Source organism: Thermocrispum sp. (assembly GCF_002919275.1).
GTDB classification, from domain to species: Bacteria; Actinomycetota; Actinomycetes; order Mycobacteriales; family Pseudonocardiaceae; genus Thermocrispum; species Thermocrispum agreste.
In genome coordinates this window covers 73,517-99,512 of sequence record NZ_PKFA01000065.1, presented here as the reverse complement: position 1 = coordinate 99,512, position 25,996 = coordinate 73,517, and the positions used below count along the sequence as shown (strand labels likewise).

Annotated in this window: 24 protein-coding genes and 1 tRNA gene; 17 read left to right on the top strand and 8 right to left on the bottom strand. The window is 69.3% G+C overall.

All coding sequences use genetic code 11. The features are described from left to right. Positions 1-46: 46 nt before the first annotated feature. The 10 genes from pyrG (at position 47) to CXP56_RS17405 (ending at position 9,151) form a co-directional block, all read left to right on the top strand. On the top strand, positions 47-1,714 hold the full coding sequence (gene pyrG / locus CXP56_RS17450; protein WP_028847274.1) for a CTP synthase: 1,668 nt from the start codon (positions 47-49) through the stop codon (positions 1,712-1,714). After that, positions 1,711-2,376 (top strand): NUDIX domain-containing protein, encoded by a 666-nt coding sequence (locus CXP56_RS17445; RefSeq protein ID WP_051310066.1) that lies wholly within the window; start codon positions 1,711-1,713, stop codon positions 2,374-2,376. The genes pyrG and CXP56_RS17445 overlap by 4 nt, the downstream gene beginning before the upstream one ends. A gap of 79 nt (positions 2,377-2,455) precedes the next feature. Continuing rightward, entirely contained in the window at positions 2,456-3,391 is a 936-nt protein-coding gene (gene xerD, locus CXP56_RS17440; RefSeq protein WP_286901994.1) for a site-specific tyrosine recombinase XerD, read from the top strand. Positions 3,392-3,409: 18 nt separating this feature from the next. Further along, positions 3,410-4,420 (top strand): Gfo/Idh/MocA family protein, encoded by a 1,011-nt coding sequence (locus CXP56_RS17435; RefSeq protein WP_211227504.1) that lies wholly within the window; start codon positions 3,410-3,412, stop codon positions 4,418-4,420. A gap of 186 nt (positions 4,421-4,606) precedes the next feature. Continuing rightward, entirely contained in the window at positions 4,607-5,140 is a 534-nt protein-coding gene (locus CXP56_RS17430; protein WP_028847270.1) for an rRNA adenine N-6-methyltransferase family protein, read from the top strand. 122 nt (positions 5,141-5,262) lie between these two features. Further along, positions 5,263-6,186, top strand: coding sequence for a ParA family protein (locus CXP56_RS17425; protein ID WP_028847269.1), 924 nt, complete (start codon positions 5,263-5,265; stop codon positions 6,184-6,186). Then, positions 6,183-6,572, top strand: coding sequence for a hypothetical protein (locus CXP56_RS17420; protein WP_028847268.1), 390 nt, complete (start codon positions 6,183-6,185; stop codon positions 6,570-6,572). Before CXP56_RS17425 ends, CXP56_RS17420 begins: the two co-directional genes overlap by 4 nt. Before the next feature lie 86 nt (positions 6,573-6,658). Next, entirely contained in the window at positions 6,659-7,444 is a 786-nt protein-coding gene (locus tag CXP56_RS17415) for a segregation and condensation protein A (RefSeq protein WP_286902005.1), read from the top strand. Beyond that, positions 7,441-8,301 (top strand): SMC-Scp complex subunit ScpB, encoded by an 861-nt coding sequence (scpB, locus tag CXP56_RS17410; protein WP_286901991.1) that lies wholly within the window; start codon positions 7,441-7,443, stop codon positions 8,299-8,301. Before CXP56_RS17415 ends, scpB begins: the two co-directional genes overlap by 4 nt. A 106-nt stretch (positions 8,302-8,407) precedes the next feature. Next, complete coding sequence (locus tag CXP56_RS17405; protein WP_028847266.1) at positions 8,408-9,151, top strand: pseudouridine synthase; 744 nt, start codon at positions 8,408-8,410, stop codon at positions 9,149-9,151. A gap of 84 nt (positions 9,152-9,235) precedes the next feature. On the opposite strand, the gene CXP56_RS17400 is transcribed toward CXP56_RS17405, so the two are convergent. Next, positions 9,236-10,414, bottom strand: a complete 1,179-nt coding sequence (locus CXP56_RS17400) for a cation:proton antiporter (protein ID WP_286901989.1) — start codon at positions 10,412-10,414, stop codon at positions 9,236-9,238. 3 nt (positions 10,415-10,417) lie between these two features. Next, positions 10,418-10,900, bottom strand: coding sequence for a cation:proton antiporter regulatory subunit (locus CXP56_RS17395; RefSeq protein ID WP_028847264.1), 483 nt, complete (start codon positions 10,898-10,900; stop codon positions 10,418-10,420). Between the two features lie 108 nt (positions 10,901-11,008). On the opposite strand from CXP56_RS17395, the gene cmk reads away from it, so the two are divergent. From cmk to der, 3 genes are read left to right on the top strand one after another with little or no spacing between them, the layout of a single operon-like run. Further along, positions 11,009-11,704 (top strand): (d)CMP kinase, encoded by a 696-nt coding sequence (cmk, locus tag CXP56_RS17390; protein WP_028847263.1) that lies wholly within the window; start codon positions 11,009-11,011, stop codon positions 11,702-11,704. Next, positions 11,701-12,387: a lysophospholipid acyltransferase family protein gene (locus tag CXP56_RS17385; protein WP_028847262.1), complete on the top strand. Its 687-nt coding sequence runs from the start codon at positions 11,701-11,703 to the stop codon at positions 12,385-12,387. The genes cmk and CXP56_RS17385 overlap by 4 nt, the downstream gene beginning before the upstream one ends. Then, positions 12,384-13,859 carry a ribosome biogenesis GTPase Der gene (der, locus tag CXP56_RS17380; RefSeq protein ID WP_286901986.1) on the top strand — a complete coding sequence of 492 codons (1,476 nt, stop codon included), beginning with the start codon at positions 12,384-12,386 and terminating at the stop codon, positions 13,857-13,859. Before CXP56_RS17385 ends, der begins: the two co-directional genes overlap by 4 nt. Positions 13,860-13,938: 79 nt before the next feature. Here the strand turns inward: der and CXP56_RS17375 are convergent, their stop codons facing one another. Next, complete coding sequence (locus tag CXP56_RS17375) at positions 13,939-14,199, bottom strand: hypothetical protein (protein WP_028847260.1); 261 nt, start codon at positions 14,197-14,199, stop codon at positions 13,939-13,941. Between the two features lie 108 nt (positions 14,200-14,307). Beyond that, positions 14,308-14,592 (bottom strand): hypothetical protein, encoded by a 285-nt coding sequence (locus CXP56_RS17370; RefSeq protein ID WP_028847259.1) that lies wholly within the window; start codon positions 14,590-14,592, stop codon positions 14,308-14,310. Positions 14,593-14,838: 246 nt separating this feature from the next. Between CXP56_RS17370 and CXP56_RS17365 the strand changes: the two genes are divergently transcribed. Together CXP56_RS17365 and CXP56_RS17360 are read left to right on the top strand one after the other, a co-directional pair. Continuing rightward, positions 14,839-14,913: transfer RNA gene (locus tag CXP56_RS17365), tRNA-Pro, on the top strand. A gap of 542 nt (positions 14,914-15,455) precedes the next feature. Beyond that, positions 15,456-16,502 (top strand): LacI family DNA-binding transcriptional regulator, encoded by a 1,047-nt coding sequence (locus tag CXP56_RS17360; RefSeq protein ID WP_286901985.1) that lies wholly within the window; start codon positions 15,456-15,458, stop codon positions 16,500-16,502. Positions 16,503-16,533: 31 nt separating this feature from the next. Here CXP56_RS17360 and CXP56_RS17355 read toward each other — a convergent pair whose 3' ends face one another. From CXP56_RS17355 to CXP56_RS17340, 4 genes are read right to left on the bottom strand one after another with little or no spacing between them, the layout of a single operon-like run. After that, the gene (locus tag CXP56_RS17355; RefSeq protein ID WP_286901983.1) at positions 16,534-18,180 is read right to left on the bottom strand and encodes a GMC oxidoreductase; all 1,647 of its coding nucleotides are present in this window, start codon (positions 18,178-18,180) and stop codon (positions 16,534-16,536) included. A gap of 40 nt (positions 18,181-18,220) precedes the next feature. After that, positions 18,221-19,804, bottom strand: a complete 1,584-nt coding sequence (locus CXP56_RS17350) for a GMC family oxidoreductase (protein WP_286901982.1) — start codon at positions 19,802-19,804, stop codon at positions 18,221-18,223. Positions 19,805-19,864: 60 nt separating this feature from the next. Further along, positions 19,865-21,652, bottom strand: coding sequence for a thiamine pyrophosphate-binding protein (locus CXP56_RS17345; RefSeq protein WP_286901981.1), 1,788 nt, complete (start codon positions 21,650-21,652; stop codon positions 19,865-19,867). Between the two features lie 27 nt (positions 21,653-21,679). Continuing rightward, positions 21,680-22,363 (bottom strand): ThuA domain-containing protein, encoded by a 684-nt coding sequence (locus CXP56_RS17340; protein WP_286901979.1) that lies wholly within the window; start codon positions 22,361-22,363, stop codon positions 21,680-21,682. A 458-nt stretch (positions 22,364-22,821) separates the two neighbouring features. Between CXP56_RS17340 and CXP56_RS17335 the strand changes: the two genes are divergently transcribed. Continuing rightward, positions 22,822-24,099 (top strand): MFS transporter, encoded by a 1,278-nt coding sequence (locus tag CXP56_RS17335; protein WP_286901976.1) that lies wholly within the window; start codon positions 22,822-22,824, stop codon positions 24,097-24,099. A 211-nt stretch (positions 24,100-24,310) separates the two neighbouring features. After that, the gene (locus CXP56_RS17330; RefSeq protein WP_286901975.1) at positions 24,311-25,915 is read left to right on the top strand and encodes a PucR family transcriptional regulator; all 1,605 of its coding nucleotides are present in this window, start codon (positions 24,311-24,313) and stop codon (positions 25,913-25,915) included. Positions 25,916-25,996: the final 81 nt, after the last annotated feature.

The following is a 25,996-nucleotide window of genomic DNA, read 5'->3' as shown; positions in this document are numbered from 1 at the left end:
GGGTGTCGCCCGCCGGTCGGGCGGATGCGTGTTAGCGTAGAGGCCCGTGGGACTTCAGCCAGGCAAGGCCGCCGCAGTCAAGCACGTGTTCGTCACCGGCGGTGTCGCCTCCTCTCTCGGCAAGGGCCTGACGGCCTCCAGTCTCGGGCAACTGCTCACCGCACGCGGGTTGCGGGTGACCATGCAGAAGCTCGACCCGTACCTCAACGTCGACCCGGGCACGATGAACCCCTTCCAGCACGGCGAGGTGTTCATCACCGAGGACGGCGCGGAGACCGATCTGGACATCGGTCACTACGAGCGGTTCCTGGACCGCGATCTGACCGCCAACGCCAACGTCACCACCGGCCAGGTGTACTCGGCGGTGATCGCCAAGGAGCGGCGCGGGGAGTACCTGGGTGACACCGTGCAGGTGATCCCGCACATCACCGACGAGATCAAGTCGCGCATCCTCGGCATGGCCGACGAGGACACCCACGTGGTGATCACCGAGGTCGGCGGCACCGTCGGCGACATCGAGTCGCTGCCGTTCCTGGAGGCTTGCCGTCAGGTGCGCCACGAGATCGGCCGGGAGAACTGCTTCTTCCTGCACGTGTCGCTGGTGCCGTACCTGGCTCCGTCCGGTGAGCTCAAGACCAAGCCGACCCAGCACTCGGTGGCCGCGCTGCGCAACATCGGTATCCAGCCGGACGCGCTGGTGTGCCGGGCCGACCGGCAGATCGGCCCGGAGCTGAAGCGCAAGATCGGCTTGATGTGCGACGTGGACGCCGACGCGGTCATCGCCTGCCCGGACGCGCCGTCCATCTACGACATCCCGAAGGTGCTGCATTCCGAGGCGCTGGACGCCTACGTGGTGCGCAAGCTGGACCTGCCGTTCCGGGACGTCGACTGGACGGTGTGGGGCGACCTGCTCGACCGGGTGCACCACCCGAAGGAGACCGTCAAGATCGCCCTGGTCGGCAAGTACATCGACCTGCCGGACGCCTACCTGTCGGTGACCGAGGCGCTGCGTGCCGGCGGGTTCGCCCACCGCGCGAAGGTCGACATCCGGTGGGTGGCCTCCGACGACCTGTCCACGCCGGGCGGAGCGGCCGCAGTGCTGTCCGACGTGCACGGCATCGTCGTGCCCGGCGGGTTCGGCATCCGCGGCATCGAGGGCAAGATCGAGGCCATCCGGTTCGCCAGGGAACGCAAGATCCCGGTGCTCGGGTTGTGCCTGGGCCTGCAGTGCATGGTCATCGAGGTGGCCCGCTCGCTGGCCGGCATCCCCGACGCCGGGTCGACCGAGTTCGAGCCGGACACCAAGCACCCGGTGATCTCGACCATGGCCGAGCAGGTCGACGTCGTCTCCGGCGCCAAGGACATGGGCGGCACCATGCGGCTGGGCGCCTACCCGGCGAAGCTGGTGGACGGCACCCTGGTCGCCAAGGCCTACGGCACCACCGAGGTGTCCGAGCGGCATCGGCACCGGTACGAGGTCAACAACGCCTACCGCAAGCGGCTGACCGACGCCGGGCTGGTCATCTCCGGTACGTCGCCGGACGGCAAGCTGGTGGAGTTCGTCGAGCTGCCGCCGGACGTGCACCCGTTCTTCGTGGGCACCCAGGCGCACCCGGAGTTCAAGAGCAGGCCGACCCGGCCGCACCCGTTGTTCGACGCGTTCATCGAGGCGGCCGTGAAGTACCAGGCCGCGGAACGGCTGCCGCTGCCGTGACCGAGACCCGGCCGGCCGGACGTGGCTCCCCGCGACCCGGGGAGCACGAGTTCACCGTGGTGTCCAGCACCGACGTGCACATCGGCCGGGTGGTCGCGCTGCGCATCGACGAGGTGGCCATGCCCGGCGGCGGGACGGCCCGCCGGGAGGTGGTCGAGCATCTCGGCGCCGTGGCCATCGCCGCGGTCGACGACGAGCAGAACGTGACGCTGGTGCACCAATACCGGCATCCGATCGGGCGCCGCCTGCTCGAGCTGCCCGCCGGCCTGCTGGACGTGGCGGGGGAGGACCCGCTGCGGACCGCGCAACGCGAGCTGGAGGAGGAAGCGGGGCTGGTGGCAGGCCGGTGGGACACCCTGGTCGACGTGGCGGCCTCGGCCGGGTTCACCGACGAGGTGGTCCGGGTCTACCTGGCGCGCGACCTCACCGAGGTCGGCCGCAAGGTGCTGGAGGACGACGACGAAGAGCGCGACATCGTGCTGCATCGGATGCCGCTGCGGGAAGCCGTCCGGCGTTGCCTGTCCGGTGAGCTGATCAACGGCGCCACGGTCAGCGGTGTGCTGGCCGCCGACGCGGTGCTCAACCACGGCGTGCCTGCCCGGCCGGCGGATGCCCCGTGGCCGGACAAGCCGCAGGCGCTGGCCGCACGCAAGCGCCGCTGACCGATCGACCCGCGTTCGCCCAGGCGCCCGGGGCGTGCCTGCCCGGGATCGTCCGGCCGTCCGGCTATCGTGCAAGGCCATGAGCGGCACCCGGCCGGACCGGGTCATCCGGGCGTTCGTGGATCACCTGGTGGTGGAACGCGGGATGGCCCGCAACACGGTGGACAGCTACGCCAGGGATCTGCGCCGGTACCACGCTCATCTGCAGGCGCGCGGCCGGACCGATCTTGCCGAGGTCGACGCCGAGGACATCACCGCGTTCCTGGTCGCCTTGCGGGAAGGCACGGAAGATTTTCCCCCGCTCGCGGCTTCGTCGGCGGGGCGGGCGTTGGTGGCCGTCCGTGGCCTGCACCGGTTCGCGGTTCGGGAAGGCCTGGTGCCGCGTGACGTGGCGCGGGAGGTGAAGCCGCCCGCACCACCACGACGGCTGCCCAAGGCGTTGCCGGTGGACGACGTGCTGCGGTTGCTGGAGGTCCCGGGCGACGGCGACGCGCTGGCGCTGCGCGATCGTGCGCTGCTGGAGCTGCTGTACTCCACGGGGGCGCGGATCTCCGAGGCCGTCGGGCTCGATGTCGACGACGTCGACATCGAACAGCGGACGGTGCTGCTCGACGGCAAGGGCGGCAGACAGCGTCTGGTGCCCGTCGGCAGGCCCGCTCTGGCGGCGATCGACGCGTACCTGGTGCGGGCCCGCCCGGCGCTGATCGCCCGGACGAAACGCGCGTCGGCAACCCCGGCTCTGTTCCTCAACGCCCGCGGTGGCCGCCTGTCCCGGCAGGGGGCGTGGCACGTGCTCAAGGTCGCCGCCGAACGAGCGGGCATCACTGGCGGCGTCTCCCCGCACACGCTGCGGCATTCGTTCGCCACTCATCTGCTCGAAGGAGGCGCGGACGTGCGGGTGGTCCAGGAACTGCTCGGTCACGCGTCGGTCACCACCACGCAGGTCTACACGCTAGTGACGGTCAACACGCTGCGCGAGGTGTATGCCACGGCTCACCCGCGCGCCAGGGCATAGTGCGGCATAGTTCGACAGGTGAGTGCAATCGATCCTGACCGCCCGGTCCGCTGGGGGATTCTCGGTGCAGGCCGCATGGCCGGGAAGTTCGCCACGGATCTGCGTGTGACCAAGGGCAACGAGCTGGTGGCGGTTGCCGCGCGAGACGCCGACCGGGCGCGTGACTTCGCCGCCGCATACGGCGCGAGCCGCTCATACGGTTCGTACGCCGATCTGCTGGCGGACGACGACGTCGACGTCGTCTACATCGCCACGACCCACGGCCAGCACTACGAGCAGGCGCTGCAGACCTTCGCCGCCGGCAAACCGGCGCTGGTGGAGAAGGCCTTCACGCTCAACGCCCGGCAGGCCGCCGAGGTGATCGATGCGGCCCGCAGCCGGGGCTTGTTCTGCATGGAAGCCATGTGGATGCGCACCAACGGCCTGGTCCGCACCGCGGTGCAGCTGGTGGCCGACGGCCGCATCGGCGAGTTGCGCAGCGTCACGGTGGACAACGGCCTGCTGTTCCCGTTTGACCCGGCACACCGGCTATACGACCTGCACCTCGGCGGCGGCGCCCTGCTGGACCTGGGCGTCTACGCGGTGACGTTCGCCTGGATCTTCCTCGGCGAGCCCGCCCGGGTCCGGGCGACCGGGACGTTGTCCCCGACCGGTGCGGATCAGACGATGGCGATGCAGTGGGAGTACGACGACGACCGGTTCGCCCACGTCTCCTGCACCACCGTCGCGGCGACACCGCAGCGTGGCGTGGTGGTCGGCACCAAGGGCTCGGTGACCCTCGAGCGCCCGTTCTACCGTCCCGAGCGGCTGATCCTCGAACAGGCCGAGGGCCGGACCATCACCAGCGAGGAGATCCTGCAGCCGATCGTCGGCAACGGCTACGGGCCGGAGATCGCCGAGGTCGAGCGCTGCCTGCGGCAGGGGCTGACGGAAAGCCCGCTGGTGCCGCTGGACGACACGCTGGCGATCATGCGGCTGATGGACGACGCCCGCGCGCAGGTAGGGGTCCGCTACGCCGCCGACGAATGACCCGGCCCCCCGTGAGCCGAATGCCGGCCCGTGATCCGAACGCCGCCCCGGCGACTGTCTGCTGCCGACGACAGCCGGATCGGCCGCACCTGTCCACTGCGGCTCAGCACCGCCGGAAAAATCATTGGACTCCGGCGGCGGTGATCAATAACGTCTGGGCCATGCCGTACTTGGTGATGGTGCGCCGTGTCCGGCGCTCGGCGATCGCGCCGGGCGTGGGGCTGGCATCCGCTTGTCGACGAATGGGCAGCGAAGGTCGTCGCTGACGCGAACGTGCGCCCCGGGCAGTACGTGCTGGACATCGGGGCTGGTACCGGTGCCCTGACCAGGCACCTGGTCGCTGCCGGGGCCCGCGTGCTGGCGATCGAACCCCATCCTGGGCGGGCCGACGTACTCCAGGAGCGCTTCGCCGGCCAGCCGGTGACCGTGCTGCGGATCGACGCCCGTGAGCTGGTGCTGCCGCGCCGGCCGTTCCGTGTCGTGGCGAACCCGCCGTATTCGATCACCAGCGACCTGGTGCGCAAACTGCTCAAGACTCCGTCGGGCATGGTCGCCGCGGATCTGGTGCTGCAACGCGCGGCGGCACGCCGGTTCTCCGATCCGGCGCGTGTCCCGCCGCGTTGGCGGACGGAGATCGGCAGGACGGTGCCGCGGAAGGCGTTCCGTCCGCCGCCCCAGGTTGATTCGGCCGTGCTGGTGATACGCCGCCGCTTCCGGTGAACGGGACGGAAAGCGCGGGGATTCGGCGAGGAATCGTGGCCGACTCCGGCGAGCCGCTTTGTCGGCTGCCGTGCCGGGTGCTTAGTCTTCCGACAGCAGCCTCGCCAAGGAGTCTTCTCGCTATGTCGACATTCGAGCCACTGACGATTCCGGCGACCAAGAGTCCAGGCGCCGACGAGATCGACGACGTCGACACGAACACGAACGGAACGGAGTCACGCGTGGGCCCAACCGGGCGTCCGGTGCGGGAGATCCCGGTCCCGCCACCGGTGAAGGAACACGGGCCGGCACGCGTGCTGGCGATGTGCAACCAGAAGGGCGGCGTCGGCAAGACGACCTCGACGATCAACCTCGGCGCATCACTGGCCGAGTACGGGCGCAAGGTGCTGCTGGTCGACTTCGACCCGCAGGGTGCACTGTCGGTCGGCTTGGGTGTGCAGCCGCACGAGCTCGAGCGGACCATCTACAACGCGATCATGGAGGACTCCTGCGACGTTCGCGACGTGCTGCGGCCGACCGGCGTGGAGAACTGCGACCTGCTGCCCAGCAACATCGACCTGTCGGCGGCCGAGGTGCAGCTGGTCGCCGAGGTGGGCAGGGAGCACAGCCTGCTGCGGGTGCTCAAGCCGGTGCTCGCCGACTACGACTACATCCTCATCGACTGCCAGCCGTCGCTGGGGTTGCTGACGGTGAACGCGCTGACCGCGGCGCACGGCATCATCATCCCGCTGGAGTGCGAGTTCTTCAGCCTGCGCGGGGTCGCGCTGCTGATGGACACCATCGAGAAGGTGCGTGAGCGGCTGAACCCGCAGCTGGAGATCACCGGGATTCTGGCCACCATGTTCGACCCGCGCACGCTGCACTCCAAGGAAGTGATGGCGCGCGTGGTCGAGGCGTTCGGCGACAAGGTCTTCGACACGGTGATCAACCGCACCGTCCGCTTCCCGGAGACGACCGTGGCAGGCGAACCGATCACCAGCTGGGCGCCGAAGTCCGCGGGGGCGGAGGCGTACCGGCAGCTGGCTCGCGAGGTGATCGCGCGGTGAGTCGTCGGGCACGGCTGCCCGGAGCGTCCGAGCTCTTCTTCCGCAAAACGACCGACATCGCCGGCACCGACGGCAGCAGCGGGTCCAAGCCACGTGTGCCGCGGCGAGGGTCACCCCGGGTCAAGCACGACACCAAGATCACGGTGTACCTGTCGCAGCAGGAACTGCTCGCGCTCGAGCAGGCCCGGCTGACCTTGCGTGCCGAGCACGACCTGCGGGTCGACCGCGGACGTCTGGTGCGCGAGGCGGTCGCGGTGATGCTGGCCGACCTCGAGGTGGCCGGGCGCGACTCGGTGCTGGTGCGCAGGCTGCGCAGTGACGGCGAGGAGGAGGCCGAGGCGGCCCGCCGGGCCGAGGAAGGCGGCACCAAGGAGACGGTGGCGTGATCGTGGCCGCCGACGACACCTCCGGCCCGGCGTCGGACACCGCGGACCGGCCCGGCGACCAGCCGGAGGGGCGGCCGAGGTTCCGGGTGCGCCTCGACAACTTCGAGGGGCCGTTCGACCTGCTGCTGCAGCTGATCTCGCAGCACGAACTGGACGTCACCGAGGTCGCGCTGAGCCAGGTGACCGACGACTTCATCGCGCACATCCGCCAGCTCGGGCCGGCCTGGGACCTGGACGAGACCACCCAGTTCCTGGTCGTCGCCGCGACGCTGCTGGACCTCAAAGCCGCCCGCCTGCTGCCGTCCGGCGAGGTGGAGGACGAGGAGGACCTGGCCCTGCTGGAGGCCCGTGACCTGTTGTTCGCCCGGGTACTGCAGTATCGGGCGTACAAGCAGGTCGCCGCACTCTTCGCCGAGCTGGAGGCGGGGGCGTTGCGGCGCTATCCGCGGTCGGTGTCGCTGGAGGAGCGGTACAACGACCTGCTGCCCGAGGTGATGCTCGGGGTGGACGCCAAGGCGTTCGCGGAGATCGCCGCCGCGGTCTTCCGGCCGAAGCCGCCGCCCACGGTGTCGCTGGACCACCTGCACACCACGAGGGTGTCGGTGCGGGAGCAGGCGGCGGTGCTGCGGGTGCGGCTGGCCGAGCGGAAGGAAGCCACGTTCGCCGAGCTGATCGCCGACTGCGAGAACACCATGCTGGTGGTCGGGCGGTTTCTGGCCCTGCTGGAGCTGTACCGGGAGACGGTGGTGCAGTTCGACCAGCCCGAGCCGCTCGGTGAGTTGCGGGTGCGGTGGACCGGCGGCACGGTGGACGAGGCCAAGGCGGCGTCCGAAGCGGATCTGGCCAGTACCGAAGAGGAGGACTACGGGTGAGCGGGACCGCGGCCGGCGGGCCGTACGAGTCCGGCGCGGACGTCCGGCAGGGATGGTCCGGGCCGGCGGCGGTGGCCGGCCAGGAGGCTCGGGAGCACTCCACGCGGCAGGCGGAGCCTGTCGGGAGCGCTGCGGGCACGGAGCCGCGGGCGGGGAGCACGTCGGAGGCGGCCGACGGCCAGGTCGAAGTTGCGGCAGTGCAGGACCCCCGGGGTGAGCAGGCCGAGACGGATTCCGAGTCCGCACGTACCGGCGGCGAACAGCCCGATCCGGTGGCGATGGCGAACAAGGACGCGCTGCCGGACCTCAGCTCCGACGAGGCGTTGATGGCCGCCCTGGAGGCCCTGCTGCTGGTGGTGGACGCACCGGTCAGCGAGCAGACACTCGCGGCCGCGGTGGAGCAGCCGGTGGACCGGGTGACCGAAGCGCTGCGCACCATGGCCAACGACCTGCAGGACCGCCGCAGCGGCATCGATCTCCGCCGGGTCGGCGAGGGCTGGCGCATGTACACCCGGGACATCTACGCGCCGTACGTGGAGAAGCTGCTGCTGGACGGGCAGCGGTCGAAACTCACCCGGGCGGCTTTGGAGACGCTGGCCGTCATCGCCTACCGGCAGCCGGTGACCAGGGCACGGGTCGCTGCGGTGCGCGGCGTGAACGTCGACGGGGTGATCCGGACGCTGCTCGCCCGCGGCCTGATCGCGGAAGCAGGCACCGACCCGGAGACCGGTGGGACGCTGTACGAGACCACGGAGCTGTTCCTGGAACGCCTCGGGTTGAGTTCGCTCGACGACCTGCCGCCGATCGCGCCACTGCTGCCCGAGGTCGATTCCATCGACGATCTGGACCGGCTGTAACGTCGGAGACGGTCCCAGCAAGTCCTGGCTCGAGCCGTCGCCGCGCGCGGGGGTGCCGAGCCGGGGACGTCGAGTCACCGAAGCGCAGAGGTCACTGAGAGCGAGCATGTCCGACAAGCAGAACGTCGAGGGTGTCCGCTTGCAGAAGGTGCTCGCACGCGCCGGAGTCGCTTCCCGCCGGGGAGCCGAGGAACTCATCGCGCAGGGCCGGGTCAGCGTGGACGGCGAGGTCGTGCGCGAGCAAGGCCGCCGTGTAGATCCGGAACGGGCGGTGATCAAGGTCGACGGGCGGCGCATCGAAGTGCGCTCGGGCATGGTCTACCTGGCGTTGAACAAGCCGGTGGGCGTGCACACCACCATGCGGGACCAGCGCGGCAGGAAGTGCGTCGGTGACTTCGTGCGGGACCGGCCCGAGCGGCTGTTCCATGTCGGCAGGCTGGACGCCGACACCGAGGGCCTGCTGCTGCTGACCAACGACGGCGAGCTGGCGCACCGGCTGATGCACCCGTCGTTCCACGTGCTCAAGACCTACCTGGCGGAGGTCGACGGCGCGGTGCCGCGCAGCCTCGGCAAGAGGTTGCGCGCCGGGATCGAGCTGGACGACGGCCCGGTCGCCGTCGACGGCTACAAGGAGATCCAGAAGCTGCCCGGGCGGACCCTCGTGGAGGTCGTGCTGCACGAGGGCCGCAACCGGATCGTCCGCCGGATGTTCGCCGCGGTCGGGCACCCGGTGCGCAGGCTGGTGCGCACCGCCATCGCCGACATCCGGCTCGGTGACCTCAAGCCGGGCACGATGCGCGAGCTGACTCCGCAGGAGATCTCCTCCCTGCACACCGTGCTGGAGCAGTGACGGCCCGCCCGCCGAACGGCGCGTCGGACTGCGTGCGTAACCGGGCGACTGCGTCCGGAACCGGGCGGTGCGGCAGGCGGTGCGCTATGCCGCCGACGGGGCGGTCTTCACCCGCGTCACCCGGTCCGCCACCGGCTCGGCGACCCGCGCCACGATCGGTCCCAGGATCGCCATCAACAGCACGTAGGTCGTGGCCAGCGCGGCCAGCTGCGGAGGCGCCGCGCCGGAGGAGACCGCCAGGCCCGCGATGACGATGGAGAACTCACCACGAGCGACGAGTGCGGCCCCGGCACGGATCCGGCCTTTGCGTCCGATGCCGCTCCTGGCGCTGGCGAACCACCCGGTCGCCACCTTGGTGCCCGTGGTCACCACCGCCAGGATGAGCCCGTAGACCAGCACCGGCGGGATGTCGGCCGGGTCGGTGTTCAGCCCGAACGCGACGAAGAAGAGCGCCGCGAACAGGTCGCGCAGCGGCTCGAGGATGCGCGTGGCGCTGTGCGCGGCCGGGCCTGCGATCGCGATGCCCAGCAGGAAGGCGCCGACCGCGGCGGACACCTGCAGCGCGGCCGCGATACCGGCGACCAGCAGCGCCGACCCCAGCAGCTTGAGCAGGAAGATCTCGCGGTCCTCGGAGTAGAGCACGGCCGAGACGACGCGGCCGAACTTCACCGCCACCAGCAGCACCGCGGAGACCACCAGCAGCGAAATGCCGACGGTGGTCAGCCCGGCGATCAGGCTGACGCCGCCGAGCACGGCGGTGAGGATCGGCAGGTACAGGGCCATGACCAGGTCCTCGAGCACCAGGATGGCCAGCACCACCGGTGTTTCCCGGTTACCCATGCGGCCCAGGTCGCTGAGGATCTTGGCGATGATGCCCGACGAGGAGATGTAGGTGACGCCCGCCATGACCAGCGCGCCGACCGGGCCCCAGCCCAGCATGAGCGCGACCAGGGCGCCGGGCAATGCGTTGAGCACCAGATCGATCGAGCCTGCCACCCACGACCGCTTCAGGCCGGTGACCAGTTCGGCCGCGGTGTACTCCAGGCCGAGCATGAGCAGCAGCAGGACGACGCCGATCTCCGCCGCGAGTTCGGCGAACGAATCGATGTGCAGTTCGACGACGCCGCCGTGCCCGAAGAACAGGCCACCGACCAGGTAGAGCGGGATGGGCGACATCCCGATGCGCTGCGCCAGCCTCCCCAGCAATCCCAATCCGAAGAAGACGGCACCGAGCTGGATCAACTCAAGTGCGGTGCTCGCCACGGATCAGCCCTTCTGCAACAGCTTCGCAGCGGCGGCCAGGCCCTCGGCGGTGCCCACGCAGACCAGCAGGTCACCTGCGGTGAAGGTGAGCTCGGGACCGGGTGACGGCAGGACCTGCCCGGCGCGCATGACGGCGACGATCGACACTTTGGTTCGCGTTCGCATTTCGGTGTCCCCCAGTGTGCGTCCGTCGAAGGGTGAACCCTCCGGAATCGGCAGCTGCTTGGTCATGATGCCGGGAACGTCGCGATGCTCCTCGGTGAGCTGTGCCACCAGCTGCGGGGCGCCGAGCAGGTTGCCGAGCGTCGCCGCCTCGTCGGTGGTCAGCGGCACCGAGGCGATGCACGCATCCGGGTCGTCGGTGCGGGACACGATCAACTCGACGTCGCCGTCCCGATGGTTGATCACGCCGATGCGTTTGCCTGCCCGGATCGCGAAGTCCTTGCGCACACCGATGCCGGGAAGCGGGGTTACTTCTACGTTCACGCGCCTAACGTATCCCAGCCGCGTGACAAGCTCAGCAGCAGGCAGAATGAGCGACCGGGTGTTCAGCCGAGGAGTGAGGGAGTGGCCGTGACTGCAGTGCTGCGCGGCGTGGTCGCGTTGGACGGCCCGTCCGGCACCGGGAAGACCACGGTGGCCAGGCGGCTGGCGCAGCGACTCGGCGCCGGATACCTGGACACCGGTGCGATGTACCGGGCCGTCACGCTCGCCGTGCTGCGCTCCGGGACGGACGTGGGCGACGCGGATGCGGTGGCCAAGGTGGCCGAGCAGGCCGAGGTCGTCGTCGGCACCGATCCGGGCGCGCCGTTCGTCAAGCTGGGGGAGGAGGACGTCAGCGCGGAGATCCGTGGCGAGCAGGTCACGTCCGCGGTGTCCGCGGTCGCCGCGGTGCCGGCCGTGCGGGAGCACTTGGTCGCCATGCAGCGTGCGCTGGTCGCCGAGGGGCTGAAGGCGGCGGGCGGCATGGTGGTGGAAGGCCGGGACATCGGCACCGTCGTGGCGCCGGACGCCGGGCTGAAGGTGTTCCTGACGGCTGACCCGCAGGTGCGTGCCGCGCGGCGGGCCGCCCAGGACAGCGCCGCGGGCCGCCGGGTGGAGCAGGAGTCCGTGCTGGCCGCGGTCGAACGCCGAGACCGGCTGGACGCCACCCGGGCGACCAACCCGATGCGCCCGGCCGACGATGCGGTGCACCTGGACACCAGCGAGCTCGACATCGAGCAAGTGGTCACCGCGCTGCTGGAACTGGTGGCGCAGCGCGACCTGCTGCACACCGGGGCGCCACGGTGAGCGACACCGGATTACCGGCCGGGGCCAGCCCGCTGCTGCACGACGTGGCCAGGGTGATCGCCCGGCATCTGTACCGTCCGGCGTATCGCATCCGGGTGCACCACGCGGACCGGGTGCCGCCGAGCGGGCCGGTGCTGCTGGTGGCCAACCACATGTCGCTGATCGAGCCGCAGCTCATTTTCGGGTTCGTGCCGCGGCGCCCGGTGTTCCTGGTCAAGCAGGAACTGTTCGACACCCTGGGCGGGGTCACCGGCGTGCTGCTGCGCAAGCTCGGCCAGCTTCCGGTGCGCCGGGGCGAGCCGGATCGCACGCCGCTGCTGGACGCCGTCCGGCTGCTCCGCTCCGGCGGCTTGGTCGCGGTGTTTCCCGAGGGTACGCGCGGTTCCGGTAATGTCGAGAAGGCTGAACACGGTGCGGCCTGGCTGGTGCGCGCCTCGGGGGCACGCGTGGTGCCGGTGGCCGCCCGCGGGACGGCGCGGCCGCCGGGAGGGCGGCGACGCTTCCGGCCGACCGTGGACCTGCTGTTCGGTGAACCGTTCACGCTCGACGTCCCGCGCGGGCGGGACGGATTGCGGAGCGGAACCGAGACCGTGCGAACCCGGCTCGCGGCGACCGTGGCCGAGCTGGACGAATGGCGTGCCGGGGCAGGCGGTGCCGCCCCGGGCAGGAGTGAGGCGCGATGAGCGAGGAGACCGAGACCTACACCGTCGGCGAGCTGCCGGACGTGCTCGGTGACGACGGCGGTACCTGGGAGTCGGAATCGGACTTCGCCGAGGCCGACGCCGCGGGCGAGGCCTCGGACGGGGCAGACCAGCAGGTCGTGCAGGCCCAGCCGGTGGTCGCCGTGGTGGGCAGGCCGAACGTGGGCAAGTCGACGCTGGTGAATCGCATCCTCGGCAGGCGGGAAGCGGTCGTGCAGGACACCCCGGGGGTCACCAGGGACAGGGTCGCCTACGACGCGTCGTGGGCGGGACGCCGGTTCACCCTGGTGGACACCGGTGGCTGGGAGCCGAAGGCCAAGGGGCTGCAAGCGGCGGTGACCGCGCAGGCCGAGCTGGCGATGACGACGGCCGACGTGGTCGTGCTGGTGGTCGACGCCACGGTGGGGGCCACGGCGACCGACGAAGCGGTGGCGAAGACGCTGCGACGGTCGAAACGTCCGGTGGTGCTGGCGGCGAACAAGGTGGACGACGAGCGCCTGCTGCCGGAGGTGGCGGCGCTGTGGAATCTGGGGCTGGGCGAGCCGTATCCGGTCAGCGCGCTGCACGGCCGCAACTCCGGTGATCTGCTGGACGCGGTGGTGGCGGCACTGCCCGATGCGCCGCCCGAGCGTGTGATCACCGGCGGTCCGCGCCGGGTCGCTCTGGTCGGCAAACCGAACGTGGGGAAGTCGAGCCTGCTCAACAAGCTGACCGGGGAAGACCGCAGCGTGGTGCACGAGGTCGCGGGTACCACGGTCGACCCGGTGGATTCGCTCGTCGAACTGGACGGCGAGAAGTGGCGGTTCGTGGACACCGCGGGCCTGCGCAAGCGGGTGAAGACGGCCCGGGGGACCGAGTACTACGCGTCGCTGCGCACCAAGGCCGCGATCGACGCGGCGGAAGTGGCCGTGGTGCTGCTGGACGCGAGCGAGCCGATCGCCGAGCAGGACCTGCGGGTGCTCACCATGGTGGTCGAATCAGGGCGTGCCTGCGTGCTGGCGCTGAACAAGTGGGACCTGGTCGACGAGGAACGGCGGTACCAGCTGGAGAAGGAGCTGGATCGTGGCCTGGTCCGGATCCCGTGGGCGGAGCGGGTGAACATCTCGGCGTTGACCGGGCGCGCGGTGCACAAGCTCGCCCCGGCCATGCGCAGGGCGCTGGCGTCGTGGGATCAGCGGATACCGACCGGGCAGCTGAACGCGTGGCTGTCCGACATCGTCGCCGCCACGCCGCCACCGGTCCGGGGCGGCAAACAGACCAAGATCCTCTTCGCCACTCAGGCGGCCACGCGCCCGCCCACGGTCGTGCTGTTCACCACCGGGTTTCTGGAAGCGGGCTACCGGCGTTTCCTGGAACGGAAGCTGCGTGAGCAGTTCGGGTTCACCGGCAGCCCGATCCGCTTCAACATCCGGGTGCGTGAGAAGAAGGCGCGCAAGTCAGCCAAGCGGCGGTGAGAACTTGCCGGCTTCGTCGGGGCATCGCCGGCTGGCCAGACGCCCCGACGAAGCGGCACGTCTCGCCGAGCGGGGTAAGTCAGGCGACGGACTCGAGGTTGAGCGCTGCCTTGCCCGCTTCGGTCAGTACGGCGGGTACGCGCTCGCCGGCGCGTCCCTTCCGCACCGCGGCGATCAAGCCGCGACGGACCAGTTCACGGGCGGTGGCCTGGTCGCAGAACGCCAGGCCGTCGATGAAGAGGTCCGGTACGCGGCTGCAGGTGAGTTCGGCCGTGTTTTGGGCCACCGCGCGCAGGGTGGCCCGCTCTCGATGGTTCAACTCGACGACCGGCCCAGACACGGTCGCGCTCCCTTCCTGCTTCCCGGCCTGTCGCCGGGACGTTGGTCACTATTAAACCTCGTGATAGCTAAATCACACTGGCGCAATGTGGCCGACGACACAAAGAGGTCACGCCGCGCGGCCCGAATGCGGTATAGGGCCGAGCGCCGCCCGGCCCGCGGGGGTGATCTCGGCGGGGACGCGTTCGCCCGCGGCGCCCGGCCTGCCCGGGGCGATCAGCCCGCGGTGGGCCAGCCGGCGCACGGTGATCTGGTCGCAGCAGGCGAGCCCGTCGATGAACAGGTCCGGCTCCGCGCTCAGGGTGATCTCGGCACCGCCACGGGCCACCGCCCGCAGTGTCGCCCGTTCCCGGTGATTCAGTTGTTCGCCCGGTTCCGCACCGCCCCCGGTCATCGCCGCACCTCCACGATCCCCATTGGTCAGCGCCCGCGTGACTTGCCTGTGTGACTTGCCTGTGTGACGTTGTGTCGCTCGGCACAGTTCCGTCGTTAGCCGAGTGGGTGACCGTGGCGGGTTTCGAAGGCGAGCCGAGACGTGCCGGTGATCGTCGCGCAACGTGCCGCGCTGTCCGGCGCTCGCCGCACGATGCCGGGGCCGCCACTCCGGCCGTTGTGGGTCCGCGCTAGGCTGTGCAGTGGACGGGCTGTGGCGCAGCTTGGTTAGCGCACTTGACTGGGGGTCAAGGGGTCGCAGGTTCAAATCCTGTCAGCCCGACCGCGGAGATGCCCGAGGCATCAGGCCCCGAACCTACCGCCGTAGGTTCGGGGTTTTTGCGTTCCTGTTCGGCCGCAACCGGGTTCGGCGGTGGCTAGGTCTCCGGTGCGGTAATGCCTGCGACGGCGAACCATCGGTTCATGTCCGTCAAATGGTTCATCGACGTCCGGCGGTTTCGTTGCGCCGGTGCGGCTTCGGCCAGCCAGGGTGCGTTCATCTCAGTATGTCACTTGCTTTCCGTCAGCATGCTGTCTGCGCAGGTCAAGTAGGGCACTCGGGTCCAACGGTCGAGTGCTGCCAGGAAGTTCGAGCGCATCGCGACAATTCTGCTCGCGGGATTTCGCAATGGTTGTCCGCGACCTGAGGTCGGGCATTCGAAACTGCCCAGCAGGGGCTGGAATGACGCCGGTAGTATGGCGCTGTGACGGATTTCTGGCTGCAGCGCACGACCACGCGTGCACCGAAATCGTCCAGGCGGAGGCCAGCCGGACACCGCGCAGGCATGTCGATGAGCCGAAAGGATCGCCGCGACGATGCCCACGATGCATGACGTCGCGAAAGCGGCGGGGGTGTCGCAGGCCGCGGTGTCGTACGCGTACAACCGGCCGCACAAACTCTCGGAGGCCCGACGCGCGCACATCCTCGCAGTGGCCGAGAAGCTCGGCTACGCGGGGCCGAACCCGGCGGGACGGAGTTTGCGTACCGGGCAGGTCGGCGCGCTCGGCCTGATGATCACCGATTCGCTGCCGTACGCGTTCGACGATCCGGCGACGACCGAGCTGCTCAAAGGTATCTCCGAAGTGGGGGAGCTGGCGGAAGTCGCGTTGACGTTGCTGCCATGTCCGTTGGAATCCGCACGGGTTGCCGAAGGTGCCGGTGTGCTCGTCAGGGGCGCCGTCGACGGCTTCCTTGTCTACTCGATTCCGGAAGGGCACCCGGCGATCGACACGGTGCTGAGTCGCAGGCTGCCGCTGGTCTTCATCGACACCCCGAACCCGGATGGACTGCCACGAGTCGGCATCCGAGACAGGAAAGCCGCGCGGGAAGTGGCCGATCACCTGTTGTCCCACGGTTATCGCCAGGTAGGGATCCTGGTCGACCGGCTAGTGCCGGACGGCCGCGGCGGCACGGTCGACGCCGCGCGCGTCAAAGCAGCACGAGACCACGTCATGCGCGAACGCATGGCCGGTTACGCCGCAGCGTGCCGCAAGCACAAGGTGCCGTGGCGATCCGTGCGGGTTGTCGAAGCGGGCGGCTTCGACTACGAACGGGCGTGCGCAGCGGCCGAGCAGCTGCTCGCAGCCGAGCCCGTCGAAGCGATCATTGCGGCGTCGGACCTGATGGCACTGGCAGCGATCGACGTCGCGCACAAGCACGGGCTGCGGGTCCCGGACGATGTGGCGGTCGTCGGGTTCGACGACATCCCCGCAGCGAAGGCCGCCGGCCTGACGACCGTGCGGCAGCCACTCGTGGACAAGGGGCGCCTGGCAGCTCGGCTGCTGCTCGACATCATCGACGGGAAACCGGGACGGGAGATCATCCTGCCGACCGAGCTCGTCGTGCGCGGCACCTGCGGGGCGGCGCACTAGTCAGCCGATGTCGCGGGGACGACCCTGCGCATCACCTTCCTGCCGTCGATTGCTTTCGTTGACGACCGTCGCCGTCCGATCGGCGGGCCTCGTGCCGTGTCGAAAGTCCGGCGATCACGGACGGGGCGATTCGTACGGCGTTCGCCGCGATTGTCAGGGCCGGGTTGAGCGCCGCCGAGGATGGGAAGAAGGACGAGTCCGCCAGCCACAGGTTCTCGACGTCGTGGCTGCGACACTCGGCATTGAGCACGCTTGTGGCCGGATCATGACCGGCCACCGCGGTGCCGCACATGTGCGAGTTGGTCTCGATGCCCATCTTCTGTCTGAAGATCAGCGGGTATCCGGCTTTGCGCACCAGCATGGTGACCCGGCGGACCAGCTCACGGTGCGCGGTGAGGTTGTTGGGTGTCCAGTCGATGAGGACACGGTCGCCGTCGATCCGCACCCGGTTGTCAGCCGACGGAAGGTCCTCACTGGTCAGGTAGAGATCCAGGCTGCGCCGGGTCATGAAGTCCAGCAGCCACATCGGCACCCATCGGCGAGCCCGTTTGATCATCGGGCCGCGCAGCTTGCCGAGCATCTGCACATTGCCCAGCGGGTACGGCGTGTGTTCGGATGCCTCGTAGAAGTCGTTGAGCCCCAGTGTCTTCTGCCACTGCGTGTCGTTGACGCGGAACGGATCGACGCCGACCAGGAACGTGCTGTTGTGCACCATGTAGTTGCGGCCGACCAGGCCGGACGAGTTGCCCAAGCCTGCCGGGTGCGCTGGACAGGCCGAGCGGAGGAGCAGAACGGCGGAGTTCACCGCGCCCGCCGCCAGCACGAACCGGCGGGCGTTGATCCTGATCGTGCGGTCGCCGTGCCGGGCCTCGGCGGCGACCACGTGGCGGCCGTCCGGGCTGGTCAGCAGCCGGGTGACCGTGGCGTGGCGGAGCAGCTTCACCCCACGGCGTAATGCCGGCAGCACCAGCCTGTTCTCCGCGTCGGCCTTCCTGCCGGTGGGATCCGGGCAGCCGTCCGCCGTGGCCACCGCCTTGCGGTCCTGATCGGTGTGCACGGTGAGCGCGTTGGGCATGTGGAACGGATGGAGGCCTTCGGCGCGTAGCGAGCCGGCGAACCGTTCGACCGCCGGTTCGTGCTCCAGCGGAGGGTGCGGATACGGGCTGGAATGAGGCGGTTCGGTCGGGTCCTCGCCCACTTGGCCGTGCACGTCGAACAGCCGCTCCACCAGGCAGTAGTAGGGCTCGAGCTCGTCGTAGCCGAACGGCCATGCCGGCGAGATGCCCTCCGCGTGCTGCACCTCGCCGAAGTCGCAGCGGCGGAAGCGGGGAAGTGCGGCGCCGTAGAAACGGGTGTTTCCGCCGACCCAGTAGTAGGTGCCCGGAATGAACGGCTTCCCGGTGCGGCCGTCGTACCACAGGCCCGCGTTCTTGTAACGGCCTTTGATGTGCATTTCGGCAGGCTGGGCGTTCTCCGGCTCGCGCGGCAGGAAGCCACCGCGTTCTACCAGCAGTACGCGGAACCCCGAATCACGCAGTGCCCAGGCCATCGCGCCGCCGCCCATGCCGGAGCCGATGACGAGAACATCGGTGTCGATATCGCCGTCGTCGGGCACAGACACCAGAGACTCGGGACTCACCTCGGGCGGAACGTAGTTGCGGTCGAGCGGAGCGGACATCAGCGGCAGCTTTCTGTACGGAACGGGGAGGGGAGGTGGTTCAGGACTGTCGGACGAAGACCGCGGCGCGTTCGCCGATCATGATCGCCGGGGCATTGGTGTTCCCGGTGATCAGCGTCGGCATGACCGACGTGTCGGCCACCCGGACGTTGTCCAGACCGAACACGCGCAGCTGGTGGTCGACGACCTTGCCCATGGCGCAGGTGCCTGCCGGGTGGTAGAACGAGAACGCTTGCGTGCGGATGAAGTCGTCGATGTCCTGGTCGCGGTCCGATCGGGGAGCCAGGCCTGCTTCGGCCGCGCTGGCCAGGTCACCGTCGATCATTGCGGTGAACCGGCGCTGGCGGGCGATCTCCATGCACAGCCGCACGCCCTCGCGCAGCCGCGCCCGGTCGTCCGGGTCGGCGAGGTAGTTGTGCACGATCCGCGGCTTCGCGTAAGGGTGCGCGTGGCGTAGTCGTACCGAGCCACGACTAATCGGGCGCGCAACGTACGGGCCGAACGACACGCCCGGCTCCAGTGGAGCGGCCAGGCCTTGATCACGGACGATGCCCAGCGCGGCGTGCACCTGGATGTCCGGGGCGGGAAGGTCGTCGGCCGACCGGAGGAAGCCGCCGACCTCGGTCCAGGACATCGGCCCGGTTCCCTCATCGCGAAGCCGTCGCTCCTCTGTGGACGTGTCGGGGCCGAGGACCGGCGGCGTGTTGCTGAAGAAGCTCAGGAAGCAACCCACGTGATCCTGCAGATTGCGACCGACGTCGGGCAGATCGAGCACGGGCGTGATCCCACTGGCCAGCAGTTCGTCGGCCGGGCCGACGCCGGACTGCAGCAGCAGGTGCGGCGAGTTGTACGCCCCGAGCGACAGCACGACCTCCCGGTTCGCCCGGATGAACCGACGCCGGCCCAGGTGGTCGACCTCGACACCGACGGCACGGGCGCGCTCGAAGCGCAGTCGCAGTGCCTGGGTGCACGGCAGCACCGTGAGATTCGGTCGGTCGAGGGCGGGCTCGAGGAACGCGACGGCGCTGCTGCATCGCAGACCGCCGCGCTGGGTGACCTGGTAATAGCCGACCCCGTCCTGCTCGGGGCCGTTGAAATCCGAATTCAGCGGATGGCCCGCGTCCACCGCGGCCTCCACCCAACTGCTCAGCAGTGGATGCACGAAGACCGGGTCACTGACCGTCAGTGGCCCACCGACGCCGTGGAACTCGTCGGCACCGCGCTGGTTGTCCTCCGACTTGATGAAGAACGGCAGCACCTCGGCGTATTCCCAGCCCTTGTTGCCCAGCTCGGCCCAGGTGTCGTAGTCGTGCCGATGTCCTCGGACGTAGAGCATGGTGTTCATCGAGCTCGTGCCGCCGATGGCGCGGCCGCGCGGCAGGTAGATCCGGCGGTGGTCGAGTCGGTGTTCGGGCTCGGTTTCGAAATCCCAGTCGTAGGACGACTTCAGCTGCTGCGAGAACAGCGCGGGGATCTCGAACAGGCGCCCGTGGGCGGCTGGTCCCGCCTCGACGAGCGCGACCGTGGTGTCGGGATCCTCCGACAGTCGCGCCGCCAGCGCGCAGCCGGCCGAGCCCGCGCCGAGCACCAGGTAATCGAATTGCTCGTGGATGCTGTTGGTCACGTCCGACTCCCTCGGGCAGTGCTGGAGAAATTCGTCGTGCGGCTGAAGCGACGCCGGCCGTCATAGGTGCTGCTCGGTGGCGCGGGTGCGGTGGTATTCGTGCTGCCGTTCGTCGGTGACGTATTCGGGTACCGGGAAGTCCCACCACCCCGGAACCCATGGACCGGCGGCATCGCGGTCCGTGGGCACCTCGACGAGCGCGGGAGCGCCGGAGTCGACGGCTTTGCGCAGCGTGGGGTCGAGCGAGTCGGCGTCGGTGACTTTCCACGACTCGAGCCCGAACGACGCGGCCAGGGCGGCATAGTCGGGGCTGTACGGAGAGCCGTCCGGCCGGGAGAACTCGGTGCCGATGTGGCGCGAGGTCAGCTTGCGCTGGCCGCCGCGGATGGACATGTAGCCCGCGTTGTTCTGCACCACGAAGACGACCGGTGCGTTCGCCGTCACGCTCAGCGCGATTTCCTGTGCCGTCATCAGGAAGTCGCCGTCGCCCAGCACACAGACCACGGTGCGGTCGGGCGAGCCGAGCTTGGCGCCGATCGCGGCCGGGACCGCCCAGCCCATCGACGAGAACCCGCCCGAGGTCATGTGTGTCCGCGGCAGGTACACCGGGAAGGTCTGCTTGACCGCCCCCTGCGTGTTACCGGAACCGACGACGACGATGGCGTCGCGCGGCAGCACCGAACGCAATGCGCCCAGCGGCCGCTGCGACGTGAACGGAAATCGGTTGCTGTCGCGGCGCTCGGCGAGCTTGTGCTCCCATTCCTGCTTGCGGGCGCGCAGTTCCGCGAGGTACTCGTCGCGGGCCGGTGCGGTGGTGGGCAGCGCATCCAGGACGGCCGCCACCGCGCGCTGGGCGTCGGCGACGATCCCGACTTCGGCGGGGTAGTTCTTGCCGATCTCGTGGGGGTCGATGTCGATGTGGATGAGCTTGGCCGGGGGGATGGCGAAGCTGATGCCCTTGGCATAGCTCGACGCCGACCAGTCGGTGAACCGACAGCCCACTGCGACCACCACGTCCGCCGAGCTGGCGACGGCGTTGCCGGGGATGGTGCCGGTCTGGCCCACGCTCCCGGCGAACAGCGGGTGATCCTCCGGGAACGCGCTCTTCCCGTTCCAGGTGGTCACGACGGGGATGCGCCAGCGTTCGGCGAGCGCGAGCACCTGATCGCACGCGTCGGAGGTGATGGTGCCGCCACCGACCACCAGCACCGGGCGCCGGGCTCCGCGCAGCACCTCCACCGCCCGTTCGACGGCATCCGGGTCCGGGTGCTGCCGCCCGACCGGCACCCGCCGCTGGAGGTCGTGCAGCTGCACGTCCGCCGCTTCGGCTTGGACGTCCATCGGAATCTCCAGGTGCACCGGACCGGGGCGGCCGGTGAGCATGGCGTTGAAGCACCGGTGCAGCACGAACGGCAGTTCTTCCACCCGGCTGACCACCCAGTGCCGCTTGCTGACCGCCTCGGCGACCTTGGGGAAGTCGTTGGCGGTGTAGCGCTCCAGCTCCTGCAGCAGCCCGTGCCCGCGCATGTGGGAGGCAGGCCCGCCGGTGATGACCAGGACGCTGGTCGAGTCGGTGAACGCGGTGGCCATACCGATCACCGTGTTGCTCGCTCCGGCACCGATGGAGGCGACCGCGGCGATCGGGCGGCCGGTGGCGCGGTAGTAGCCGTCGGCCAGGTGCACCGCGCTCTGTTCGTGGAAGGTCTGGATGAACGGGATCTTCGATTCCTCGTCGAGGAACGCGTCGGTCACCGACCAGATGCCGTGGCCGGGGATTCCTGCCACGTAACCGACACCGTAGTTGCGCAGGGTCCGGGCGACGATCTGTCCACCGGTGAGGACGGGCATGGTGTTCTCCGTTCGCGGTCGAAGGGGTCAGCTGCGGCGCGCCGCCCAGGCGAAACCCTGGGCGCACAGCCGGGTGACATGGGGGTTCTGCAGGTCGTCGAGGTCGTGGCCGATGGCGCTGTAGAAGATCCGGCCTTTGCCCCAGGTCCGGGTCCACGCCTGCGGGATCGTGCGTCCGTCGAGCCAGGGCAGCTGATCACCGGTGAACGTGGTTTCGGCGAGTACATGGTTGTTCGGGTCGACCGACATGTAGTACTGCTCGGACGCGACTCGGAAGTCCTCCACGCCCGCGGTGACCGGATGGTCGCGGTCGACGATGGACACCGAGTACGGGTACTTGACGCCTTCACCGGCCGGGTGGTCCAGAAAGCTGCCGCCGAGCAGCCAGTGGTACTTCAGGCTGGTGCGGAAGGCGGCCGCGGCGCCGTGCCACGCGGCGATGCCGGTCCCGGACTCCACCGCGGTGAGCAGCGCGGATTCCTGCGCGGCGGTCAGCCCTTCGGTGACCAGCGCGTTGTTCCAGTTCAACGCGATCAGGTCGTAACCGCTGAGATCGGCATCCAGGCAGAAGACGTCATTGGCTTCTTCGACGGCGAACCCGAGGCCGTGGAACAGCGGTAGTGCCCATTTCTCGGCGATCTCGTACGGCTTGTGCCCGGGCCAGCCGCCGTAGAGGTACAGCACCCGGGCCTTTGCGGTCGATGCGGACAAGCGCCACTCCTTTGCCGGGACGGGTTGCACGGGAATCTGTCCATGCAGTCTTGGCAGGCGGGCAATGGCGCACCAGGCACAAGCCGTGCAACAAAACCGACGGCTGTTGCACGTGGTGTGCGCACTCGTCAGCTACGCCCGACCGACGAGACGAGGGTCGGAGGCGGCCTTTGGTCCCGCCGGTGACGCGCTGTGGCTGTGAGTTCATGGGAGCAATTCCGCGACGAGCAAGAAACTGTCGAGAATGGCAGCTCGCACGCCAAGAACTGACGTCTGTTGTGTTCGGCGGGAGCACAAGGTGCGACGATTGCGCCAAGCGTGCAGAAATCTCCGGGTGCAGTGCTCATTGTGTGTCTGGTGGTCCGGGCGAACGAACTCTTGACTTCTCGCCGAACAGCGAACGCTGCGTCGGCCCGCTTGACCGGCCCGTCGCACGTCGTGCCAGCGAGGAGGCCCTGATGGTCAACAGTCCACCGCACGAAAAACACCCGTGGCGTCCCACGCGCTTGCGCATGGCCCGGTTCGCCACGTTCGCCGGCTTCTTCCAGCTCGGCGCCCTGATGTTCACCTGGTCCACCGGTACGTCACCGTTGCGTTCGCACCTCGGATTCGACGGTGAGAGCGGCGACTCCCAGTTCGGGCTCATCGCCCTGGCGATCGGCGTCGGCGCAGCGTTGGGGGCGTTCGTGATCGGCCCGGTGATCGACCGCTACGGCCCGCGCCGGGTGGTCTCGCTGGCGCTGGTGCTGCACCCGCTGTCGATCATCCCCTTGGCGTACCTGCACGGGCTCGTGGCGGCGATGGCCGCCGGGGCGGTGCTCGGGCTGTGCCGCGGGGCCTCGGACACCGCCATCAACGCTCACGGCGTGCAGGTGGAGCGCCTTTACCGGCGGCCGATCATGTCCGCGTTCCATGCCGCCTATCCCGCGGGCGGGTTCGTGGCCGGTCTCATCGGCAGCGCATTGGGCAGGCAGTTCACCGAGAGTCCCGCTGTGCTGTTCACCGCCATGGGCTTGGCCATGGCCGCAGTGGGGCTGGTGTGTGCGCGCTGGCTGTTGAGCGTCGACGAGGTCCCGCCAGCCGCGGAGCACGAGGTCTCGGCGGCGGATGCATCACGCAGGCGCAGCACCCTGGTTGTGCTGATCATGGTCGGCTTCGGGGTTCTGCTGCTCGCATCGATGCTCAGCGAGGGCGCGGTCGCCGACTGGGGACAGGAGTTCGTCCGTCGGGAAGTTGGTACGAGCGTGGCCACCGCGGGCCTGGCGATCTCGCTGTATTCCGGCGCCCAGTTCGCCGGGCGGGTGTTCGGTGACCGGCTCACCCAGTACGTCGGGCCGATCCGCATGGTGGCCGCGAGCGGTGTGATCGCCGCGGCAGGGGTCGGGATCATCGCGTTCACCTCGTCGGCAACACTGGCCATGGTGGGCTTCGTCCTGATCGGACTCGGGCTGGCGTCGATGGCGCCGCTGATGCTGTCCAGTGCGGGCCGGATCGATCCCGACAACGCCGGGCGCAACATCGGGCTGGTCAACGCTCTGGGGTACTCGGGCATGCTGGTGGGTCCGGCGTCGATCACGCTGGTGGTCTCCAACGCGGGACTGGCCTGGATGCCGATCATCCCGTTCGGGTTGATGCTGCTGATCGCCCTCTGCGGGCCGTTGCTGATGCGCTTCGCCCCGCGCTACGGCGAGTCCAGCCCACCGAGGCAGGCCGAGCCGGCCGAGTCGCAAAGCTGACGACACGACACTGCCCCAGCACCCGTGTCGCCCCTGGCTCTTGCTCGGAGCCAGGGGCTTCGTTCGTTCAGGCACGACGACAAGGCCGGCCAGAACGGCCAAGCCAGCGCATAACAGTCTCAGTCGTGACATCTCCAGATCTTTGACGTGCGAAAACAAGGTGATACGATTCACCAATCCGCGGAATGGCCGGATCGGTGCTGGAGTTGCGATGGCGTTGTCGGTCGAGGCCGTACTCCATCTGGAGGTGTTCTCGCGCACCAGGTGGCGCGTCTACGCCGGGCACGCCAACCTGGATCGCAGCGTGCGCTGGGTGCATCCGGTGGAGGTACCGGACATCGCCCGGTTCCTTAGTGGCGGGGAGATGCTGCTGACCGCAGGACTCGGGATCGGGCGATCCGGTGAGCTGCAGCGACGCTACATCAAGGAGATCGCCGACGCTGGCGCGTCGGTGTTGGTCGTCGAACTCAGCGGACGTGTCTTCTCGGCCATGCCCGCCGCGCTGGTGGAAGAGGCGGACAAGCACGGCTTGCCGTTGGTCGGCCTGCAGGGCGAGCTGCCGTTCGTCGAGATCTCGGCCCAGGTGCACGAATTTCTCACCGATCACCGGGTGGCCGAGCTGGCCGCTTTCGAACGGCTCAACGCCCAATACATACGCATGTTGCTGGACAACAGCGATCCAGGGGCCTTCACCGAGTCACTTGCACATCAAGTGGGTCATCCCGTCGTACTGGAGGACGCCAACCACGATGTCGTCGCATACGCCGGTGGCACCTCGGAAGCCGACGAGGTGCTGACGAACTGGGGATTGCATGCGCGGGTCATGCACCGGCCGGACACCGCGCTCACACCGGTGGCCAGGTCGGCGGCGGTCGAATCACCGGGTTGCGCTCGCCGGGCGATCGTGCTCCGCGGAGAGCGGTGGGGATGGCTGCACATCCTGCACGGCAGCGAGCGGCTGACGAACATCCCGGCGTACGCATTGGACAGGGCGGCCGACGCCATTGCGATCGCGCTGCTGGGTGTCCGGGAGGCCGGAGTGCAAGCCGGCCACCGGCAGAGCTCGATCGTCAACCGCTTGCTCCTCGGTGACATCACCGGTGAGCAATTCGTGGACCGGGCCCTGCGTCTGGGACGAGATCTGCGCAACCGGCCCTTGGTCGTGGTCTTCCACGGCAAACAGTCTGCTGACGACGCTGCTTGCGTCAGCTACCTGGATTCGGTGTATCGATCACTGCACGTCCCCGCGGTGATGGCGGACGTCGGCGAACATGTGCTGGCCGTGGTAGGTATGTCGGCGCGGTGCAGTGACAGGCAGCTCGTCGAGCATTTCGAGCGGCGCGGGCTGCGCGCCGGGGTCAGCCGGACGTGCACCGCCGCTCAGCTGCCCGAGGCGATCAGGCAGGCGCGCACGGCCGCGGCGGCGGCCGCTTCCCGGGAGACCGCCACGGTGTTGACGTTCGACGGTCTCGGCGTGCTCAGGCTGCTCGCGTCGCTGTCCCAGGGGCCCGAGCTGTCGCGATACGTCGAGGACGAGCTCGGGGCGTTGCTGGCCCACGACGCGTCCACCGCGAACCCGCTGTTGCCGACGTTGCGGGCCTACCTGGCGTGCGACGGTAACAAGTCGCAGGCTGCGGAGAAGTTGTTCGTGCAACGCCGTACTCTCTACTACCGGCTGGAGCGGCTCGAGGGCTTGCTGGGCAAGTCCCTGGAGGACCCCGAAACGCGGCAGGGCCTCGCCCTTGCGGTGCGCGCACTGGACTTCCTCGGAGCACAGGAAGACCACGCGGTGCGCAGCAGGCCAGTGGCCGGCTGACCGGTTGCACGAGATGTGCAGTGTGCGCCGCGCGGAGTGCCCATCGTGCGTCTATGTCGTGCCAACGCGGCGCCGCATGCT

Excerpts from the sequence above, each read along its gene's own strand:
- xerD (WP_286901994.1), top strand. The coding sequence starts at position 2,456 with ATGAGCGGCACCCGGCCGGACCGGGTCATCCGGGCGTTCGTGGATCAC.
- CXP56_RS17425 (WP_028847269.1), top strand. The coding sequence starts at position 5,263 with ATGTCGACATTCGAGCCACTGACGATTCCGGCGACCAAGAGTCCAGGC.
- CXP56_RS17405 (WP_028847266.1), top strand. The coding sequence starts at position 8,408 with ATGTCCGACAAGCAGAACGTCGAGGGTGTCCGCTTGCAGAAGGTGCTC.
- der (WP_286901986.1), top strand. The coding sequence starts at position 12,384 with ATGAGCGAGGAGACCGAGACCTACACCGTCGGCGAGCTGCCGGACGTG.
- CXP56_RS17370 (WP_028847259.1), bottom strand. The coding sequence starts at position 14,592 with ATGACCGGGGGCGGTGCGGAACCGGGCGAACAACTGAATCACCGGGAA.
- CXP56_RS17360 (WP_286901985.1), top strand. The coding sequence starts at position 15,456 with ATGCATGACGTCGCGAAAGCGGCGGGGGTGTCGCAGGCCGCGGTGTCG.
- CXP56_RS17355 (WP_286901983.1), bottom strand. The coding sequence starts at position 18,180 with ATGTCCGCTCCGCTCGACCGCAACTACGTTCCGCCCGAGGTGAGTCCC.
- CXP56_RS17345 (WP_286901981.1), bottom strand. The coding sequence starts at position 21,652 with ATGCCCGTCCTCACCGGTGGACAGATCGTCGCCCGGACCCTGCGCAAC.
- CXP56_RS17335 (WP_286901976.1), top strand. The coding sequence starts at position 22,822 with ATGGTCAACAGTCCACCGCACGAAAAACACCCGTGGCGTCCCACGCGC.
- CXP56_RS17330 (WP_286901975.1), top strand. The coding sequence starts at position 24,311 with ATGGCGTTGTCGGTCGAGGCCGTACTCCATCTGGAGGTGTTCTCGCGC.